This window comes from Halovenus amylolytica, assembly GCA_004015825.1.
GTDB lineage: Archaea > Halobacteriota > Halobacteria > Halobacteriales > Haloarculaceae > Halovenus > Halovenus amylolytica.
In genome coordinates, this window is record SAYS01000006.1 from 35,116 (window position 1) to 54,994 (window position 19,879).

Annotated in this window: 20 protein-coding genes; 7 read left to right on the forward strand and 13 right to left on the reverse strand. The window is 60.5% G+C overall.

Annotation, left to right across the window (positions count from 1 at the left end):
* The first annotated feature begins 214 nt into the window (after positions 1 to 214).
* Positions 215 to 553, forward strand: coding sequence for a hypothetical protein (locus EOW68_RS06140; RefSeq protein WP_128224283.1), 339 nt, complete (start codon positions 215 to 217; stop codon positions 551 to 553).
* 344 nt (positions 554 to 897) lie between these two features.
* Complete coding sequence (locus EOW68_RS06145) at positions 898 to 3,102, forward strand: DUF11 domain-containing protein (protein ID WP_128224284.1); 2,205 nt, start codon at positions 898 to 900, stop codon at positions 3,100 to 3,102.
* Positions 3,103 to 3,289: 187 nt separating this feature from the next.
* Here the strand turns inward: EOW68_RS06145 and EOW68_RS06150 are convergent, their stop codons facing one another.
* Complete coding sequence (locus EOW68_RS06150) at positions 3,290 to 3,529, reverse strand: hypothetical protein (RefSeq protein WP_431358771.1); 240 nt, start codon at positions 3,527 to 3,529, stop codon at positions 3,290 to 3,292.
* Between the two features lie 124 nt (positions 3,530 to 3,653).
* On the opposite strand from EOW68_RS06150, the gene EOW68_RS06155 reads away from it, so the two are divergent.
* Both EOW68_RS06155 and EOW68_RS06160 read left to right on the forward strand, forming a co-directional pair.
* Positions 3,654 to 4,076, forward strand: a complete 423-nt coding sequence (locus EOW68_RS06155; protein ID WP_128224285.1) for a PPC domain-containing DNA-binding protein — start codon at positions 3,654 to 3,656, stop codon at positions 4,074 to 4,076.
* A gap of 31 nt (positions 4,077 to 4,107) precedes the next feature.
* Positions 4,108 to 9,162, forward strand: a complete 5,055-nt coding sequence (locus tag EOW68_RS06160) for a DNA polymerase II large subunit (protein WP_128224286.1) — start codon at positions 4,108 to 4,110, stop codon at positions 9,160 to 9,162.
* 140 nt (positions 9,163 to 9,302) lie between these two features.
* Here EOW68_RS06160 and EOW68_RS06165 read toward each other — a convergent pair whose 3' ends face one another.
* The 11 genes from EOW68_RS06165 to EOW68_RS06215 all read right to left on the reverse strand — a co-directional run bounded on the left by EOW68_RS06165 (position 9,303) and on the right by EOW68_RS06215 (position 17,267).
* Entirely contained in the window at positions 9,303 to 9,986 is a 684-nt protein-coding gene (locus tag EOW68_RS06165; protein ID WP_431358772.1) for a YqjF family protein, read from the reverse strand.
* 423 nt (positions 9,987 to 10,409) lie between these two features.
* On the reverse strand, positions 10,410 to 10,919 hold the full coding sequence (locus EOW68_RS06170; RefSeq protein WP_128224287.1) for a gamma carbonic anhydrase family protein: 510 nt from the start codon (positions 10,917 to 10,919) through the stop codon (positions 10,410 to 10,412).
* Positions 10,920 to 10,974: 55 nt separating this feature from the next.
* Positions 10,975 to 11,403: a CBS domain-containing protein gene (locus EOW68_RS06175; protein WP_431358773.1), complete on the reverse strand. Its 429-nt coding sequence runs from the start codon at positions 11,401 to 11,403 to the stop codon at positions 10,975 to 10,977.
* Between the two features lie 93 nt (positions 11,404 to 11,496).
* Positions 11,497 to 12,387 (reverse strand): phosphogluconate dehydrogenase (NAD(+)-dependent, decarboxylating), encoded by an 891-nt coding sequence (gene gnd, locus EOW68_RS06180; protein ID WP_128224288.1) that lies wholly within the window; start codon positions 12,385 to 12,387, stop codon positions 11,497 to 11,499.
* 39 nt (positions 12,388 to 12,426) lie between these two features.
* Entirely contained in the window at positions 12,427 to 12,735 is a 309-nt protein-coding gene (locus EOW68_RS06185) for a hypothetical protein (RefSeq protein WP_128224289.1), read from the reverse strand.
* A 49-nt stretch (positions 12,736 to 12,784) separates the two neighbouring features.
* Complete coding sequence (locus tag EOW68_RS06190) at positions 12,785 to 13,210, reverse strand: SHOCT domain-containing protein (RefSeq protein WP_431358774.1); 426 nt, start codon at positions 13,208 to 13,210, stop codon at positions 12,785 to 12,787.
* Between the two features lie 52 nt (positions 13,211 to 13,262).
* Positions 13,263 to 14,234 (reverse strand): transcription initiation factor IIB, encoded by a 972-nt coding sequence (locus EOW68_RS06195; protein WP_128224290.1) that lies wholly within the window; start codon positions 14,232 to 14,234, stop codon positions 13,263 to 13,265.
* A gap of 326 nt (positions 14,235 to 14,560) precedes the next feature.
* A complete protein-coding gene (locus EOW68_RS06200; protein WP_128224291.1) occupies positions 14,561 to 16,174 on the reverse strand; it encodes a bifunctional N(6)-L-threonylcarbamoyladenine synthase/serine/threonine protein kinase in 1,614 nt (537 codons plus the stop codon).
* A gap of 65 nt (positions 16,175 to 16,239) precedes the next feature.
* On the reverse strand, positions 16,240 to 16,740 hold the full coding sequence (locus EOW68_RS06205) for a universal stress protein (protein WP_128224292.1): 501 nt from the start codon (positions 16,738 to 16,740) through the stop codon (positions 16,240 to 16,242).
* A gap of 78 nt (positions 16,741 to 16,818) precedes the next feature.
* Complete coding sequence (locus EOW68_RS06210) at positions 16,819 to 16,953, reverse strand: 30S ribosomal protein S27ae (protein ID WP_128224293.1); 135 nt, start codon at positions 16,951 to 16,953, stop codon at positions 16,819 to 16,821.
* Between the two features lie 2 nt (positions 16,954 to 16,955).
* Positions 16,956 to 17,267 (reverse strand): 30S ribosomal protein S24e, encoded by a 312-nt coding sequence (locus EOW68_RS06215; RefSeq protein WP_128224294.1) that lies wholly within the window; start codon positions 17,265 to 17,267, stop codon positions 16,956 to 16,958.
* Positions 17,268 to 17,366: 99 nt separating this feature from the next.
* On the opposite strand from EOW68_RS06215, the gene EOW68_RS06220 reads away from it, so the two are divergent.
* Positions 17,367 to 18,122 (forward strand): coenzyme F420-0:L-glutamate ligase, encoded by a 756-nt coding sequence (locus tag EOW68_RS06220; RefSeq protein WP_128224295.1) that lies wholly within the window; start codon positions 17,367 to 17,369, stop codon positions 18,120 to 18,122.
* A complete protein-coding gene (locus EOW68_RS06225) occupies positions 18,109 to 19,092 on the forward strand; it encodes a 5,10-methylenetetrahydromethanopterin reductase (RefSeq protein WP_128224296.1) in 984 nt (327 codons plus the stop codon). The genes EOW68_RS06220 and EOW68_RS06225 overlap by 14 nt, the downstream gene beginning before the upstream one ends.
* Here the strand turns inward: EOW68_RS06225 and EOW68_RS06230 are convergent.
* Positions 19,083 to 19,289, reverse strand: coding sequence for a DUF8024 family protein (locus tag EOW68_RS06230; protein ID WP_128224297.1), 207 nt, complete (start codon positions 19,287 to 19,289; stop codon positions 19,083 to 19,085). The two genes, EOW68_RS06225 and EOW68_RS06230, sit on opposite strands and share 10 nt — an antisense overlap.
* A 260-nt stretch (positions 19,290 to 19,549) precedes the next feature.
* Between EOW68_RS06230 and EOW68_RS06235 the strand changes: the two genes are divergently transcribed.
* A complete protein-coding gene (locus tag EOW68_RS06235; protein ID WP_128224298.1) occupies positions 19,550 to 19,852 on the forward strand; it encodes a DUF7573 domain-containing protein in 303 nt (100 codons plus the stop codon).
* The last annotated feature ends 27 nt before the right edge of the window (positions 19,853 to 19,879 follow it).

Genomic DNA, 19,879 nt, shown 5'->3' on the forward strand with positions numbered 1-19,879 from the left:
AAAACCGTTATTGTTCCGTGTTCTCGTCTCAACTTCCATGGGTGGATTCCCGTCTCGACACTGTGTGACACTATCTGTACTGCATGCTATTCGCACGCGATATTTCTGATATTTGGTCTATATAGTGCTATATTCTTGCATAATTGTCCACAGAAAATCGGAATAATTATTACAAAATGGGTTTTTACGTCTGCAGGTCCTACTATCAGATGCAATGAAAGCACGCAACTACGAACTTACCGATTCGGTCGCAGGCTTCGAAGAAGGTGACATCCTGGATGTCACGGCGCGGTTTGGCGACTGGCACGACTACGCACTGAAACTCGAACCGGCCTCCGGCCGCAGCAGCCGGACGGTCGTCGTCACGCAGTCCGAAGCAGGATTCAGCGAGGAAGAGATCCTCTGCCCGACTGCCCGCATCGGCGACTGGCACGAGTACGAGCTGAAGTTCGATCCTGGTCGCTCCTCGGAAGAGAACACGACCTCCGGCCGTGTGAAACTCACGATGGACGAACTCGAAGCGATCGCGAAACCCGTTGGCGCATCGGCGTAACTCCGACGCCCTCCACTCATTTTTTGACGCAGCGTACTGATTGTGCAGTGACAACTCCGGGATAGTCGACGCAAACTACTTATAACCCTCCGGCTTACTCACGTTAGAGTAGCAATCGTATAATTCTATTTAACATATAGTATATTCGATGTTACTGTATACAACATGATACCAACAGCCACTGGAAAGCTACAGCACTGTGTAGAGAAGACTGGACGGAACTGCGGTAGTTCTGATCGCCAGTGTCAGCCGGTTCCGCTCGAGAACCGACAGCGAGTCGATCCGGTAGCGATCAGTGGCTGGTATCATTCGGCGGCGACGCCGGACCGCGAGCGGTGGTTCCGATGAGCGAGGAGCCTCCGTTTTCGCGGCGGCGTCTGCTGCAAACGTTGGGCGCCGGCGGTGCAATCGCCCTGGCTGGCTGTCTCCACGACGACGATGACGACTGTCTTGATCTCACGATCGATCTGGCCACCGGAACGACGAACGGAACGGTGGATTCGTTTGGCACTCCCGACCCCGACTGGCATGTCGCCAGTTCGCCCGACGGGACGACCGGCCAGGCTGTGAGTATCCAGCCAGTGTCCCAGTGGGCCACGGTCCCGACGGCAAACTGGATCGATTCCAACGGCAGCGGCGGCTGGCCCGCCCCGTCGGATCCGATCGGTGACTACGTCTACGAGATCGATTTCGAGATCGAGGACACCTGGAGTGAGGAGGAGTGTGAGCTCCGAATTCACAGCTGGGCCGTCGACGACGATGCGACCCTCGAACTCGACGGCCCCGGTGGAACGACCACACTCACGCAGGGGTCCGGGTTCGCATCACTGATGGGACCGGTGACCGAGCCAGTCGGTCCCGGACAGTACACACTCCGTGCCAGAGTGGCAAACAACGCGACGATCACCGGGCTGTTGATCGACGCCGACGTCTACTGTGAGTGTTCCGACGAGCCGGTCGACGACAGCTGTGCGCTCTCGATAACGAAGGAGTACGCTGGTGACGACACACCGGTGGCTCCCGGCGATACAATGGCCTTCGAGATCACCGTCTGCAACGACGGCGACACCGCGTGTGAACAGAGCCCGGTGACTGTCGTCGACGAACTCCCGACGGGGACGACCTTCGTCGGCGACACTGGCAGCGGCTGGGACTGCACCGAAACCGGCGGCACGGTTACCTGCGAACACCCCAACTCGAACGGGCTGGCGGCCGGCGACTGCCTCCCGACGCTCACCCTCGAACTCGACGGGGACGCATACATGGACGCGATCAGAAACTGTGCCACCATCGAGGGAGGAGAAACGGCCGCCGACAACGACACCGACTGTGCGAGTGTTCCGGTGACTGTCGACGATGGCGAGTGTGACCTCTCGATCAGCAAAACGCACGATGGCGAGTTCATTACGCCGAACGAACCGACGCAGTTCGAACTCACCGTCTGCAACGACGGTGACAGTACCTGCGAGGGTCCGGTCACGGTCACCGACTCGCTCCCGAGCGGTGTGAGCTACGACGCCGGCAGCGGGACCGACTGGACGATCACCGCCAACGGGAGCGTCGTCACCTGCGAGCACCCGAACTCGAACGGGCTCGCAACTGGTGACTGCCTCCCGCCGATCACGATCGACGTCGACGTCGGATCGATCGACGAAACTGGCGACCAGATCGTCAACTGTGCGAGTCTCAAGTACGAAGATGTGAACACGGAGAACAACCGCGACTGCATCACGCTGCCCGTCCAGCCCGTGGAAGACGACTGTAACCTCGGTATCACCAAACGACACGACGGCGACGTCGTGACGGCCGGCGAGAACACCACCTTCGAGATTACCGTCTGCAACAACGGTGACGGGGACTGTCCCGATCCGGTGACGGTTACGGATGCACTCCCTGCCGGTGTCACCTTCGTCAATGAAACCGGCACTGGCTGGAGCTGCACAGACAACGGTGGGACGGTCACCTGCACGCATCCAAACGGCAACGGGCTGGCACTCGGTGAGTGTCTCCCGCCGCTCGTCCTGGAGGTCGCGATCGGTTCGATCGACGAGACAGGCGACCAGATCACGAACTGCGCGCGTCTCGACGGGACCGATCAGGATTCGAGCGACGACAGCGACTGTGTGACTGTCGCGGTCGTCGAGTCGGACACCGGCTGTAGCGGGCTCAACGTCGAGAAATCGGTCGGCCAGCAGTTCCGCTACGGCGCGCAGGGGACCTACGAGATCGAGGTCTGTAACTACGTCGAGCAGACCTGTAACGGCGCGATCGAGGTCACCGACACGCTCGCACCTGGGCTCACGTACGTCTCGCACTCGGGCAGTGGCTGGAGTGTGTCAGTCGCCGGTAGCACGGTGACGGCAACCCACGCCAACAGCGGCGGCCTCACCGCAGGCCAGTGTCTCCCCGTGCTGACGCTGACCGTCGCCGTCGACTCGGCGAGTACCTTCCCCGGCGGTTCGGACGCTGTCACCAACTGTGTGCAGGTGTCTGCTGACGGCACGCTCGTCGACGAGGACTGCATCACCCACGTGATCACCAACGAGTGATACTGGTAGCGACAAGAAACTGGCTGATTTCGACCCCGCGGTTGTACGATATTACAATCACCACTTCGAGCCGGAACCGGCTGTGGACGGCTGCAGTGGCTGCCTGGCTGTGACTCGGATCGTCCAGGCTACCCGCTGGTATACCCGATATCTGATGGCGTTATAAAAAGACTCCCCGTCGTTCGTGTCAGTTCTCTGCTTCCTGTAACAGCTGTTTGATCTCACCGAGTCTGAGGTAGGCTGCGAGACCGAGGATCGTCGCTGGCCAGAGACCGACGAACTGTCCGCGCTGTTTGTCGCCACGGACGTAATAATAAAAAAGCGCCAGCGCGACCGAGGCAATCGAGGCCCACGCCGCGAGACCGAACCCGGTCTCGTCGATTGTATCCAGTACTTCTTCTGCTGTCTCTTCTGTTGTCTCGCTCACATTATCTGTTACGGCCACAGCGGTATATCTGTTGGTGTTGTAACTCTGTCATTACGTTCGGTGTGTGTTTCTCCGGCACGGTTGGACCAGTACAATTTTGACGTTGCCAGTCCTCGGTTGGAATATGAATTACCTGGAAGTCGACGGTGCACGCGAGTACGTCGCACGCCTCGAACACGGCAAGGACTGGCGGGGGCAGATCGAGGACTTTGCCGCCGAGGAGGGGATCGACGCGGCGTTCTTCATGGGACTGGGGGCAGTCAAAGACGCCGAACTGCTCTACTACGACCAGGACGACCAGGAGTACGTTACCGAAGTGTTCGACGAACCCCTGGAGATGACGCCAGCGATCGGGAACATCTCCTGGCTGTACGACGACCGCTTTGCACACACCCACGTCGTTCTCTCGCGGAAAGACGGCAGCGCCGTCGCGGGCCATCTCGACAAAGCGACGACCTTCGCGGGCGAACTCTACGTCCGGGAGTTCGATACGAAACTCGAACGGGAACACGACGAGGTCACCGACCTGGATCTCTGGCCGCTGTGATCGTCGCCTGCTGCAGACTACGGAGTGATGAATGAGACCTGAAGACGAACGCTACTTCGAACGGCTGGAATCAGAACTCGACGAGGCGTTGAGCATCGCGAACACTGCGCGCGAGCGTGGCGGCGACCCCAAGAAGGAAGTCGAGATCCCCGTCGCGAAAGATATGGCCGACCGCGTCGAGAATATTCTCGGCATCGACGGCGTCGCCGAACGCGTCAGGGAACTCGAAGGCGAGATGTCACGCGAGGAGGCAGCCCTGGAACTGGTCGACGACTTCGTGGAGGGCACAGTCGGGGACTTCGACTCCCGTGCCGGCAAGATCGAGGGTGCGGTCCGGACGGCAGTCGCCTTGCTGACCGAAGGTGTCGTCGCGGCCCCGATCGAGGGGATCGACCGCGTCGAGATCCTCTCGAACGACGACGGCAGCGAGTTCATCAACATCTACTACGCCGGCCCGATCCGCTCCGCGGGTGGGACTGCACAGGCCCTGTCCGTGCTGGTCGCCGACTACGCCCGGACGTTGCTCGGTATCGACGAGTACAAACCCAGAACTGACGAGATCAACCGCTACGCCGAGGAGGTCGCACTGTACGACGACGAGACCGGACTGCAGTACGCACCCAAGGAGAAGGAGGCGCAGTTCATCGCCAAACACATGCCGATCATGCTCGACGGCGAGGCGACCGGTGACGAGGAGGTGTCGGGCTTCCGTGATCTCGAACGGGTCGATACCAACTCCGCACGCGGGGGGATGTGTCTGGTCTTCGGTGAAGGGATCGCACTCAAAGCGCCCAAAATCCAGCGGTACACCCGGAGTCTCGACGAGGTCGACTGGCCGTGGCTGCAGGATCTCATTGACGGCAACTACGGCGAGTCGGCCGGCGACAGCGGTGGGGACGACAGTGTGGACGACGACGAAGAGTCCGAAGCGGCAGCCGACGAGGACACTGCAGACGACAGCGACGAGATCGAGGGGCCTCCGCGCGCAGACAAATCCAAGAAGTATCTCCAGGATCTGATCGCCGGCCGCCCGGTCTTCTCCCATCCCAGCGAGGCGGGTGGGTTCCGACTCCGGTACGGCCGTGCCCGCAACCACGGTCACGCGACGGCGGGTATCCACCCGGCGACGATGCATCTCGTCGACGACTTCCTCGCGGCGGGGACACAGGCCAAGACCGAACGCCCAGGCAAGGCGGCGGGGATCGTCCCCGTCGACTCGATCGAGGGGCCGACGGTCCGACTCGCGAACGGTGATGTCCGCCAGATCAGCGACGTCGACGAGGCACTCGAACTCCGCAACGGTGTGGAGCGGATCATCGACCTCGGCGAGTATCTCGTCAACTACGGCGAGTTCGTCGAGAACAACCACCCGCTCGCACCCGCCTCCTACGTCTACGAGTGGTGGGTGCAGGATTTCGAGGCCGCCGGTGCGCCCGTCCAGGCGATGCAGGACGGCGTCGACGTGAATCTCGAACATCCCACCCCGGAGACGGCACTGGAGTGGACCAACGAGTACGACGCACCGCTCCATCCCGAGTACACCTACCTCTGGCACGACGTCAGCGTCGAACAGGTCGACTGGCTCACCAATGCCATTGCTGGCGGGGAGATCGCCGCGACAGACGGCGCGACGCAGGGTGTCCAGTCGAGTGGTCCGGGGAGCGAGGAGATGCTGGTCGTCGAACGAACCGACGAGATACAGGATACACTCGAAGCACTGCTGGTCGAACACAGCCAGTACGACGACCGGATCGAGATTCCGGTCTGGCGCCCGCTCTGTCGAACACTCGGCTTCGGTGACGACCTGACGCGGACGTGGACGCTCGCGGATCTAACCGACGACGCCAGCACCTACGACGACGGCGAGAACGCGATCCGCGCGATCAACGAGATCGCGCCCTTCGAGGTGCGCGAACGCGCACCGACGCGGATCGGGAATCGGATGGGTCGTCCGGAAAAATCCGAGCAGCGCGAACTCTCGCCTGCCGTCCACACGCTGTTCCCGATCGGCGAGGCTGGCGGCAACCAGCGCTCGGTCGGTGACGCCGCACAGCACGGTGACTCCGTCGACGGCACACAGGGTGACGTCGAGGTCGAGGTCGGCCGCCGGAAGTGTGTGAGCTGTGGAACAGAGGGACACATGCCGCGCTGTCCCGACTGTGGCGATCTCGCCGAAGCAGTGTATCTCTGCCCGGACTGTGACAGCCGGATCGAACCCGACGAGTCGGGCCGTGCGGAGTGTTCACACTGCGAGACCCTCGCGCGACCGACCCGGACGAAGACCATCGACGTCCACGAAGAGTTTCGCGACGCACTCTCCAACGTCGGCGAGCGTCCCTCTGCCTTCGAGAAACTGAAGGCTGTCAAGGGACTCTCCTCGAAGGAGAAGACGCCGGAGCCGCTCGAAAAAGGGATCTTGCGCGCGAAACACGACGTTTCGGCGTTCAAAGATGGGACCGTCCGCTACGATATGACCGACCTGCCTGTCACGTCGGTCCGTCCATCGGAGTTGGACGTGACCGTCGAGGACTTCCGCGAGTTGGGGTACACCGAGGATATCCGTGGCGACCCGCTCCGTCACGAGGACCAGCTCGTCGAACTCAACGTGCAGGACGTGGTGCTCTCCGATGGCGCTGCCGAGCACATGCTCAGGACTGCCGACTTCGTCGACGATCTGCTCACGCAGTACTACGGCCTCGACCCGTACTACGAACTCGACACCCGGGAGGATCTGATCGGGGAGCTCGTCTTCGGGATGGCACCGCACACCAGTGCCGCAACTGTCGGGAGAGTGATTGGTTTTACCTCGGCTGCCGTCGGATACGCGCATCCGTACTTTCACGCCGCGAAACGGCGGAACTGTTTCCATCCAGAAACTAAAATCTGGCACGAAAACGAGGCGGGCGACTGGAAGCACGAGAATATCGAGACTGTCGTCGAAGACAGACTGACCGATCCGGATACGGACGACTTTGGAACAGCATTTCAGGAATCGGATATCGATCTGTCCGTTCCATCGTTGACTGGCGAGGGTGAAATGACGACCAAACCAGTCGAAGCAGTCTCAAAGCACCCTGCGCCGGACCATCTAGTTGAGATCGAAACCCGTGCTGGCCGTTCATTGACTGTCACACCGGACCATGAACTGGTCCGATACAACGACGGCCCCGAACGTATTCCTGCAACAGAACTACGCAGCGGAGATACACTCCCATCGCCGAAAGAACTCTCTTACGAGGGAGAGCCCTTGGAACTCGATCTGCTCGACGAATTCATCCGCGTAGAATCAGTTCCAAATAAGGAGCTGATGGTTAGAGGGATTGGATCTGAAAATATCAAACACCTGTTCCGGGAGTACACACCTGGTGATGAGTACGTTGGTCCCTGTGCAGATAGATTCGATGTGAGCACTTCGACTGTGTACAGCTGGGTCAGTCGAGATAGTGTTCCCGTGGAAAAACTTCTCCAGCTCATGGATCGAGACGAGCTTGTTTCCACCCTCCCGGATGATGTACTGCTTGCAGTACGTCGGGATACAGCAGAGGTCGACCGGCAATTCCGGATTGACCAGAAGTTTGCAAATCTTCTCGGATACTATATCTCTGAAGGATTCACTCGTCGGACGCAGGGATCGCTCTACCAGACCACGATATGCACTCAGGAAGAATCCGTACGCGACCGCCTGATCCAAACATTCCAACAACAGCTGGGTGTCGACGCCTACGAAGAAAATGAGTGGAAAATCACGGTCTCAAGTCGACTTGTAGCAACCTTGTTCACCGACATTCTCGATGCAGGAGCTAGTGCAGAAACAAAACGAATTCCAGACTGTCTATTCAGTGCACCGAAGCCACAGCTTCGTGTCTTTCTTTCGGCTTACTTCTCCGGAGACGGAAGCACCTCATCAGAACGGATTGACGTACGCGCACACACCGTCAGTGACGAGCTCAAAACTGATCTCCGGAGTGCTCTCAAACGGTTCGGTATCAGCAGTAAAACGTACAAAGAGAAACGGACGTACGACTCTGGGGCAATCGATGAATACTACGACGGCGAGCCAACGTTCGAGACGTGGGTCCTGAAAATAACGTCCGAGAACGCTTCGCGGTTTGCTTCCCGGATTGGATTCGATCTGTCTCGAAAGCAAACGCAGCTAGAGGCAGTACTGAATGATATTGAGACTCGACCACAACGTCTGCTCGGGGACGGCGGCGATGTCTGGTTGGACGAAGTCGTCTCGGTCGATTACGTCGAATCCGATCTATCGCATACCTACTGTCTCACCGTCCAAGACACTAACACACTCGTTGCAAATGATCTCGTAACCGCGCAATGCGACGGTGACGAGGATTGTGTGATGCTCCTTCTGGACGGGCTATTGAACTTTAGTATCAAGTTCCTGCCAAATCAACGAGGTGGTAGAATGGACGCACCGTTGGTGATGTCCTCGCGGATCGATCCGTCGGAGATCGACGACGAGGCCCACAACATCGACATCATGCGGGAGTACCCGCGGGAGTTCTACGAGAAGACGAGAGAACTCGCCGAGACCGGCGAGGTCGAGGATATCATGACCATCGCAGAGGAGACGCTGGGAACCGACCAGGAGTACACCGGCTTCGACCACACTCACGACACGTCGAATCTCGCTGCCGGGCCGGATCTGTCCGCGTACAAGACGCTGGGCTCGATGCAGGAGAAGATGGACGCCCAGCTCGCCCTCTCGCGGAAGCTCCGCGCGGTCGACGAATCCGACGTGGCAGAGCGGATCATCGAGTTCCACTTCCTGCCGGATCTGCTTGGCAACCTCAAAGCGTTCTCCAGTCAGGAGTTCCGGTGTCTGAGCTGTGGCGAGAAGTACCGCCGCGCACCGCTTTCGGGTGACTGTCGGGAGTGTGGCGGCGACATCAATCTGACCGTCCACGAGGGGTCGGTGAACAAGTACATGGATACCGCGATCCACGTCGCGGAGGAGTTCGGCGCGGACGAGTACACGAAACAGCGCCTCCAGATCCTCGAAAAGCGTATCGAGCGGGTTTTCGAGAATGACAACAACAAACAGTCCGGGATTGCTGACTTTATGTAAGCCGACCTTTTTCTGCGTCGGGTGCGCTCGAAGAGCGCACCTCTCCTTGAAAAACGTCGATGAAAAAGGCTCGGCGCTCACTCCGTTCGCGCCGAGGGAAACGCCTCGCTCCGCTCGGCGTATGTTACGAACTGGACCGCTCACCAGCGTTTACTTCCTGAGGCGACTACCGACACACCCTCACTGTGGGACAGTACAGGGTCGTTTTCGGGTTCGTCGAAGCCGTTCGCCTCGAATAGCTCGTTTTCTCTGACCTCCCAGCGCCCCTCTCGGAGTGTCCAGGGTTCGTGCTCGATATCCGCATAGTGGAGCTGTCCGTCCTGTGCCTCGGTGAAGTACCGGTATCGCTCGACGAGGAACTGCTCGACCGTTCCGGCGTCGGGCTGGAAGGACTCGCCTGTTGATCCGTAGGTCGCGTCGAACGCGAGTGGCCGCGCGCCGGGTGTCCGGCGACGACTCCGGAATCGGGTTTCCGTTCCGGGTTCGTATCGCATATCCGCGTAGTAGTACGGGAGTTTGTTGAACAGGCGTGCCCCGATCACACCGAGCAGGTCGCCGGCGTCGAGATTGAAAAAGTAGATCCCGGGCTGGCCGTCGCAGGTGACATAGGTCCGGAGATTGAGTTCCGGTGTGGTCAGCCCCACAGCGGCGGGCAGCCCCTTCGGTCGAATATCGCCGATCACGAACGGGACGACCGAGAGGTAGGCGTCGCCCTCGAACGTATCCACGTCGAGTCGATCCGGCACCTGCGGAGAGACGATCTCGGGGGAGACCGGGTAGCTCGCGAAAAACACGTCTCGCCACTCCATTTCGAAGGCTGGCATCAGAAGCACTAGGTCCACGCGACACTGAAATGCGTCGAAATCGCTCTCTACAGAAAAACAGGCAGAGTGCCTCGGGGCTTGACCCCGAGGGCGAATGCCGTCACAATATAACACAAATCAAGTACTTCGAGTTATAACACACAGACAACGACCAGAAACAAACTGTTCAAAGTATGGAGATGAAGACCTCATTTCCGTTGCTGGTCGTTGGATTGGAAATGCGACTCCTCTCAAAACCGTCCATTGGGCGTGAGACGGGAGTTGTCGGGCGGTGGTGGAGCCGCCGACCTTCACGGACCCTTCGTGGTTCGGGTGTAAATTCCAGCCGACTCCGCACGGAGAAAGTCGAAGGGAATTAAATTCGCCTGCGGGTGCGGTGCGGTTCCAAGACGGTGAAGCCTCGGGGCCTGACCCCGAGGTACTTCACTCGTCCGTTCGCAGTCCCTTCACCCGGTCGACGTACCGCCTTGCCGTCTGGAAGAGTCGGCTGTCCTCGTCGAGGTCGTCCTTGATCGTCTCCGCCGGGGCACCGCCAGCCATCGTCAACGTGGGAATCGTCTGCTCCTCCAGGACGAGTGCATCCGCGGCGACTGCGCTGTAGGGTTCGAGTACTGCCTCGTCGAGTACTGTCGATCCCATACCGACGAGCGAGTGCTCGCCGATCGTCGCGTTGTGGACGATGGCGTTGTGGCCGACGGCGGCGTTTTCTTCGAGACGGACCTCCGGTACTGCGCCGTCGGCGTGGATCGTGACGTTGTCCTGGACGTTTGCTTTCGTTTCGAGAACGATCTTCCCGCCGTCGGCACGGAGCACTGCACCCGGAAGAATCGTCGCGTCCTCGCCGATTCGCACGTCGCCGATAACTGTTGCTTCCGGGTCGACGTACGCCGACTGTGCGATCTCCGGCTCTCTGTCTTCGTAGCGTCTGATCATGGTGAATCGTCGGCTGGTGTGGTGAAAATGGTGGTGTTGTCTTCGCCGACGCAGCTTACTGTTCGGAGTGCATCTTTCGCTGGCGGACGATCGCATTCCGGAGTGTCGGCACGTAGTTGACGAGATCCGATGTCGTCAGTATTCCGACGAGGGCTCCGTCGTCGACGACGGGCAGGCGGAGAATGGAGTGGGCTTTCATCGTCGCTGCTGCTTCGTGAATACACTCGGTGCTCGGGGTCGTAACGACGGGCGCGGCCATGAACTCCTCGACCTGCTGGGTCGTGAGATCCGCATCGGCGACGATCTGTTTCATGATGTCTGATTCGGTAACGATACCACACAGCTCTTCGGAGTCGGGGTCGGTGACGACTGCAGAGCCGATCCCGTGCTCGGCGAACAACCTCGCAACCTCCGCTGTCGTCGTCTCGGGGGTGATCGTCTGGACCGACCGCGTCATCACGGCCCCGACTGCTTGCTTAATCATGATGGATATCTCTCTCGACGTTGCTTAACGTTGCTGGGCAATAGATTGGATAGTAGCAATCCCGAAGCGGTGGCTATCTCGTCAAGTTCGGTTCTACCGTCGTTCGACCTCGTGGCGACCGAAGCCGTACCGAAGCCGATTCGCGAGTCGCCGCGAGAACCGATCGTTTCGACTGCCGAAGCGTTCGGCGAGTGCCTGATAGATGAGCGGTAGCGGGACTTCCTGTTCCAGACTCTCCTGGACGGTCCAGGTTCCCGTCGACCCGCCGGCGACATGATCCGCAACGTCTCCGAGATCGGTTCCCTCCTCGTGGAAGGCTTCCTCACAGAGTTCGAGCAGCCAGGAGCGGATCACAGCCCCGTTGTTCCAGGTGTTGGCGACCGCTTCCAGATCGAGGTCGTACCGGCCCTCGTGGAGCAACTCGAAGCCTTCACCGTAGGCCTGCATCAGCGCGTACTCGACGCCGTTGTGGACCATCTTCACGTAGTGACCCGAGCCACTCTCGCCCATCCGACCGTGGCCGTCAGGTCCGGTGGCGACGGCATCGAACACCGGCGTACACTCTTCGTAGGCCCACTCCGGGCCGCCGATCATCAGCGAGAAACCCAGTTCCGCGCCCGCAGGGCCGCCGCTGGTCCCACAGTCCAGATAGGCCGCGTCGGTCTCCTCGGTCCGGCGGATCGAATCGTGGAAGTTGGAGTTCCCGCCGTCGATCACGATGTCGTCCTCGTCGAGGTACGCCGACAGTTCGTCGAGTGCTGCATCGACTGGATCGCCCGCGGGGACCATCAGCCAGATGCGTTTCTCCTCGCCCAGTTCCCTCGCGAGTTCGTCGAGCGAGTCTGCTGGTCGTGCGCCTTCTTCGGCGATCGCGGCAGTCGCTTCCGCGTCGATGTCGTAGGCGACGATATCGTGGCCCGCGTCCAGACTTCGTTCGGCGACGATCTGTCCCATCCGCCCAAGTCCAACAATACCGAGTTCCATACCTGCAGGTCAGGCGGCGGGCACCTATCGATTGTGTTTTCAGTTCATCTGCTCTTCCCGGATCGCACTCAAGATTTCCGACAGGCGTTTCCTGATAATCTTCGCGGCTTCCTGCAGATACTGGTCGGAGTCGTCGCCCTCGTTCAGTTCTTTCTCGTCTTCGAGGAAGTGTTCCGTTTCGAGCAGCAACGCTCCGAGCGCGAAGGCGACGACGGCTTCGTCGTCGTCCGGATTGAGATCCGCCTGTGCGAGCCACTCCTCTTTGAACTGGTCGATGTGTTTGATGAGAAAATCCAGCTCGTTTTCGACGTGGCCCCTGATCTCGTCGGGCAACTCGATATCGATCATCGGACACTCGGAGGTTCGGCAGACAACAGTAGTTGCTTGCCGGCGTGGCTCAGGCTCGTTTCTCTGTTGTGGACTGGTCGGGCTCGGTCTCGTCGGTATCCGGGCCGTCGTCGCCGTAGAACACCTTCGCGTCCTCGATCGATTCAGTTTCGAGCAGTCGCTCGACCTTGTTCTCGAAGGTGATCTCGTCGATCTCTCCTGCCGCGTACTGTTCCCGGAGCGTCGCCAGCTTTCCGCCGGCTCCTGTCTGTCGAACTGTCTCGGTTTGCTTGCGTTTGGCCTCCTGCCAGCCGGCGATCGCCGTCGCCGCGGGCAACACCCCGCCGAATCCGATCGGGAACGCGATCCAGAAATATGGCCAGCCGACAGCGAGCAACCCAAACGCCGTCACCAGCGTGAGCATCGTGACCACTGACGCGACGACGCTCGTCAGATGCGTGCTGTCGTCGTCAGCGAGCCCCGCTTCCTCGGACATAGCTAATCATACGTACGCCACAAAAAGTAACTGACGCACCGAGTGACCAGTATCAGTTGATCTGGGACTGCAAGTCGAGCAGCTCGTGGTAGCGGTTCCGGATCGTCACTTCGGAGATGTCCGCCACGTCGCTGACCTGGCTCTGTGTGACCTTCTCGTTGGTGAGCAGTGAGGCAGCGTAGATCGCCGCGGCCGCGAGGCCGACGGGCGATTTCCCGCTCATCACTTCGGTCCCGCGGGCTGCATCGAGCAGTTCACGCGCCTGCCGTTCGACCTCGTCGGAGAGGCCGAGTTCAGAGGTAAAGCGCGGGATGTAGCTTTTCGGATCCGCGGGCTTGACTTCGAGGCCGAGCTCCCGGATCACGTAGCGGTAGGTTCGGGTCAGCTCCATCCGGTCGACACGGGAGACACGCTCGATCTCGTCGAGCGAACGCGGGTTCCCGGCCTGTCGCGCCGCAGCGTACAGTGATGCGGTCGCGACACCCTCGATGGAGCGTCCCGGGAGGAGGTCCTCTTCGAGCGCGCGGCGGTAGATGACACTCGCGGTTTCGCGGACGTTCTCCGGCAGTCCGAGTGCGGAGGCCATCCGGTCGATCTCGCCGAGTGCCTGCTTGAGGTTGCGCTCCTTGGAGTCACGCGTGCGGAATCGCTCGTTCCAGGTGCGCAGGCGCTGCATCTTCTCTCGCTGTCGACTGGAGAGGGCGTTGCCGTAGGCGTCTTTGTCCTGCCAGCCGATGTTCGTCGACAGCCCCTTGTCGTGCATCATCTTCGTCGTTGGCGCACCGACGCGGGACTTCTGGTCCTGTTCGCTGGAGTCGAACGCTCGCCACTCCGGCCCGGGATCGATCTCGTTTTCTTCGACGACGAGCCCACAGTCCCCACAGACTGTCTCGCCGTGTTCTGCGTCGTTGACGAGGTTGCCGCCACACTCCGGACAGACGTCGACTGTCTCCTGTTCTGTCTCCTGTTCTGTCGTCTGCTCGGCCACTCGTTCTCGGGGTCCCGTTCGTTGTGATTCGCTCATGATGGTGTTGGTCTCTGTTTGCCGAAGAAGCAATGTATAAAACCCTTGCCCCGGCTTTGTTAATACTTAGTTAGTCTCGAAGACATATAAATGAATCGATTATGAGTTACCTAAATATAAGCTTTACCCGGTATCTGGGCCGTTTTTCCGGAATTTGGCCGTTTTACTGCTTCCGAAGGGTATATGTGCACGTGGTAGACAATACCTGTCAGATACTCAATTACTTGCCAGATAATTATATTTATTCACCAGTCTATTTTATATTAAACTATGTTAATTACTTTCTAACCGGTATCTTTTTATATTGGAATTTCGATCTGCTCGGGTCAGGACTGATACCGCCCACGTCCTTCGATTTCACGGAGAGTAATAACAACATTACCGTCTCCCACGTCGCGGTAAGAGTCGATTGCCACCTCGCGGAGGCGGTCCGCGTCGTCGTCGGTTCCAGTCAGGCTCTGTCCGAGGACGTGGAGGTCCATCGCGTAATCTTCCGGGTCGTCGCTGTAGTAACCCAGGCCAAAATCGATCAGGAAGGTGGTGTCGCCGTCCACCCGAACGTTCCGCGTCGTCGGGTCGCCGTGGACGACCCCGGCCTCGTGCAGCGTGGCCAGATGGCGAGCGACGGCCCTGACTCGCTGTTCTGTGAGTGTGTCACGGAGATCCTCGTCCCCGACGTACTGGAGTGTCAACTCCGCGTCGGCGGTATCGATATCGCGGACCACCGGTGTCGGTACGCCAGCACGGCGGGCCTGGCTCGTGAGTCGTGCTTCCGTGCGCGTCCGCTCGCGCCTGAGTCGCTCGTCGAGTTCCGGATGGCGGTAGGCTCGCTCGTGACGCCGTTTGACGACGCGATTGCCCTCGAACCGGACCTGTGATTCCGCGCCCTGAACGAGATCGTCTGTCTTCCGTCCGACCGCCGTCTCCGACTCGCGCCAGGTCACCGGCACTTCGTCCGGCCGGAAATCGGAATCGACTGCCGAATCCGCGATCGAAACGGTATCACCTGCCTCGTACATCTTCGCGCCGAGGACGGCGATCATCCCGGCGTTGTCGCGGAGAAATCGATTCTCGGGAGCGAAAAACGACGCACCGCGCTGCTCACACATCGAGGTGAGCATCGACTGCAGGCGGTCGTTCTGGCCGACCCCACCGCCGAGGACGAGTTCGTCGCTGCCTGTCAGGGCGAGCGCTCGCTCCGAGACCTCGGTCAACATCGCGAAGATCGTCTCCTGGAGTCCACAGCAGATGTCTTCGACTGGTGTTCCCGCGTCGAACTCCTGTTTTGCTGCGGACATGATCCCCGAAAAGGAGAAGTCCATCCCCTTGACGACGTAGGGGAACTCGACGTACTGGCCGTCTTTCGCGGCTGCTTCGACTTTCGGCCCGCCGGGGTGTGACCAGCCGACGTGGCGCGTGAATTTGTCGATCGCGTTGCCGACGCCGGTGTCCATCGTCTCCCCCAGCACGCGATACCGGCCGTTGCGGTAGCCGAGAATGTGTGCGTTCGCACCGCTGGCGTTCAGACAGACTGGCGACGTAAAGCCCGAGAGATGCCGACCGATCTCCAGGTGGGCGACCATGTGGTTGACGCCGACCAGTGGCACGTCCAGCCGCTGGGCGAGGGCGCGGGCGCTCGTCCCCGCGAGTCGTAGACATGGCCCGAGCCCCGGGCCACGCGAGAAGGCGACACAGTCGACCGGCGGATCGCTGTCGGCCGTCTCCCCGGCCCGGTCGAGTATCCGTTCGACGACGGCCGGGATCTGCTCGGCCATGTGTTCGGCGGCCTCTCGTGGGTGGATGCCGCCGCTGTCCGGAAGATACGCCTCCGTCTCGATCTCCACAGTTTCGGTGCCAGCGTCGTACAGTGCTGCACTCGCTGCCCAGGCGGTCCCCTCGATGCCGAGGACGCGAACGCTGCCATCAGTCTCGGTACCCATCTACAGCGGACTCGTGTGGCGACGGAAAAGACGACTTCGGTCTGGAAAAATAACCGCGACGGCAGTTACTGCTCTTGTCTCACTGTGACGACTGGTACGTCGGAGAGTCGGACGACCTTCTCGGTGACGCTCCCGAGCAGGTACCGCTCGACACCTGTCCTGCCGTGGGTCCCCATCACGATGAGGTCTATCCCGTCGTCGGCATACTCCAGGATCTGCTGGTGTGGTTCCCCGTGTTCGATTACCGTTTCCACGTCGAGACCGTCCAGCTGACGGGCTGTCTCCTCGACGACTTCTTCTGCCTGCTCGGTCTGCTGTTGCTGAATCTGTGGCCCAGTTTGCTGCTCACTGGCCATTCCTCTGCCCTCTCCTTTCGGGTTGCTACTCAGCCCGGAACTGTCGACGTTCCGTTGGTCGTCGGCCATTCCCCCGCTGATCGTCGGTGTCTCGACGACGTACATCACGTGGACTGTCGCATCGTACTTCTCTGCAAGGTCGCGGGTATGTTCCAGGGCTGCCTGTGCACCATCGCTCCCGTCTGTCGGGTGCAGGATATTTCTGTACATGGCTATCCCCCAGTCTTCCTGGGGTTGAGACTACGGGTCATGCTCGGGAAAAGTTACCGATTAGTAATTAAATTCTTCTTATACCCACTCGGTGTAGCCACACTTTCCACAGTGAAGTCGGTCACCGTGGTCCGCGAGGAAGGAGTCGCCACAGCGGGTACACTGTTCACGGTCGGTCGAGCCGTCCTCGTCGTAGAGTTCGTAGCGTGCCATCGTCAGGCCTCCTCGGCTTCTGCGTCAGTGTCGTCGCCGACGATCTTGTTCCGTTCGAGCATGTGGTCTTGCTCGACGTCCTGGGCGTGCTCGGGTGACTCGTAGACCTTCGCGTGGCCGACTGTCTTCCGCATCCCGTATTTCGTATCGAGTGTCCGGATGACGACCTCCTCGGCGTCCTTGTTCAGTTTCGCAGCCAGTGAGTCACGAACGGAGAGTCGCGACGGCGTCGCCTCCTCGTGGATCATTTCGAATTTGACGTCCGTCCTGTGCAACATGGGATTTTCGTCTTCGTCGATGATATCGATATCCATGGTCTTGTGTTATCTTGCCGCCGAATCGCGTAAAAGCATTTCGAAGCGACCGACAGGGAAAGTCGGTCGGCTTTTTATTGGCGCTCCCGCAGTACAGACATGAACGTCTTCGCTGTCGAAGGGCTCCCGGAGTTTCAGCCGGGAGACGATATCGCCGACCACATCTCCAGGCAGGTGGATCTCCAGCCCGGCGACGTGGTCTGTGTCGCGAGTACGATCGTCTCGAAAGCGGCGGGCCGGCAGGCCGACCTCGCCGACTTCGAGGCCGGCGACCAGGCCCGCGAGATCGCCGACCGGATCGGCGAGCTGGCCGGTGAGGAGAAAGATCCACGCTTCGCGCAGGCTGTCATCGAGGAAAGCGAAGAGCTTCTCATGGAGTTTCCGATCATGCTCGCGGTGACCCACTTCGGCCACATCACTGTCAACGCGGGGATCGACCGGTCGAACGTCCCCGACGCTGATCTGCTGCTGTTGCCCGAGGATCCGACCGCCCACGCCGACCGACTCCACGCGCAACTCGGCGTGCCGGTGATTGTCACCGACACCTCCGGTCGGCCCTTCCGCCACGGCCAGCGCGGTGTCGCCATCGGCTGGGCGGGGATGCCGGCAGCCCGGGACTGGCGCGGCGAGTCCGACCGCAACGGGAAAGAACTCGAAGCCACCGTACAGGCTGTCGTCGACGAACTCGCCGCGGCGGCGAATCTCGTGACCGGTGAGGGTGGCGGTGGGACGCCCGTCGCGGTCGTCCGGGACTGGGAGTTTGGCGAGTTTGCAGGCAACGACGACCTCTTTAGAGCGGAGGCCGACGACCTCATACGGCCCGCACTCACGGAGTACTCTCATGTTGGGAATTGAACTCACGCCGGAGCATCCGACCTCGGAGCTCTCTACGCTCGCAGCACAGGCAGAAGGGGAGGGGTTCGACACCGTCTTTGTCAGCCACCACTACAACAACCGCGACGAGTTCGTCGTGCTCGCGGATATCGCACGCGAGACCGAGTCCGTCGCTCTGGGGCCGGGGATCACCAACCCCTACGAGTCCCACCCTGTGACGCTCGCGTCCCGTATCGCGACGATCGACGAACTATCCGACGGCCGCGCTGTGTACGGTATCGGGCCGGGCGACAGATCGACACTGGCGAATCTGGGTTACAGCCAGGACGACGCGCTCCGGCGCGTCCTCGAAACGATGCAGGTGACCCGCCGCCTCCACGACGGAGAGCGGGTCACCCACGACGGGACCTTCGAGGCCGAGGATGCGGGGCTCAACTACGAGACCGAGCAACTGCCGATCTACGTCGGTGCACAGGGGCCACACATGACCCGCATGTCGGCGAAATATGCCGACGGCATCCTCTACAACGGCTCGCACCCCAAGGACGTCGCCTGGGCCGGTGAGCGTGTTTCCGAGGGACTGGCCGAGCGCGACGAGGACCGCGGCGAGTTCGATTTCGCTGCGTACGCGAGTGTTAGCCTGGCAGACGACGAGGAGGCGGCTCGCGAGGCTGCCCGGCCGCCAGTCGCGTTCATCGCCGGCGGTGCGCCACCGCCAGTGCTCGAACGTCACGGACTCGATCAGGAACTCGCAGGCGAAATCAGTGATGCGATCGCCTCGGGTTCGTTCAGCGAGGCGTTCGGACTCGTCAGCGAGGAGATGATCGACGCCTTCGCGGTTGCAGGGACGCCTGCGACAGTCAGCGAGCGTATCGAAGCGATCCTGGAAAATGCAGACAGTCTGGTGATGGGCTCACCGCTCGGGCCGGATCTGGCCGAGGCCATCTCACTTATGGGTGCGGTCGCGGACGACCTCGGCTTTCAGGGGTAGGACGCACCGAACGATTCCGGTGTGACCAGATCGACAGCTGCACCGAGGAGGAGGTAGGTAAACAGGACGAGCGGCAGGCCGACGAGGATCGCGCCCGACAGGACCAGAATCGCCTCGACCGGCCCCTGCAGTGCGACGTCGGCGAATTCGCCTGGCATATCGATAATGCTCTGGATAAGCTCTGAGAGTACGCTCATATCTGAGCATTTGTGAGGATCTACTTGTGTGTTCCTGTTGGGGTGAGAGTGGTCGGTAGTTCAGGAGACAGAGTGGGAAAACGTACTGGCAGTAACGAACCCGAAAATATCGCCTCGAACAGCAGGAAGCGAACAGAATCGTCCGCCCGCTCTCCAGATACGTCGGCGGGACCGACCGGTCGTGGACGCCACTGGCCGAGCGGGAAGTGTGAGCTGCGCTCGCTAGAACTGATATATGCCCGGCCCGAGTGAGTCTGTATATGGACGACGCCTCACTCGACGAGTTCCTCGACACTGGATCGGACGCCGAGGAGGACACAGCCGCCACTGAGAGCGAAAAACTCGAACCGGTGGACGAGGACGCGGACACCGATGACTCTGACAGCGACGGCGCGGCTGAAACACAGTCTGCAGCGACTGTCGACACGGATACTGTCGAACCAGCGACGCCGACCGCAAAGTGGACCGAATCTGGCGAGTACTGTGATCGCTGCGGGGAGGAAACTCAGCGGCTGTGGACCGACGACGAACTGGCTGTCTGCCGGGACTGCAAGGAGTGGTAGCTGGCGGACAGGCTTATTGTGGACGAC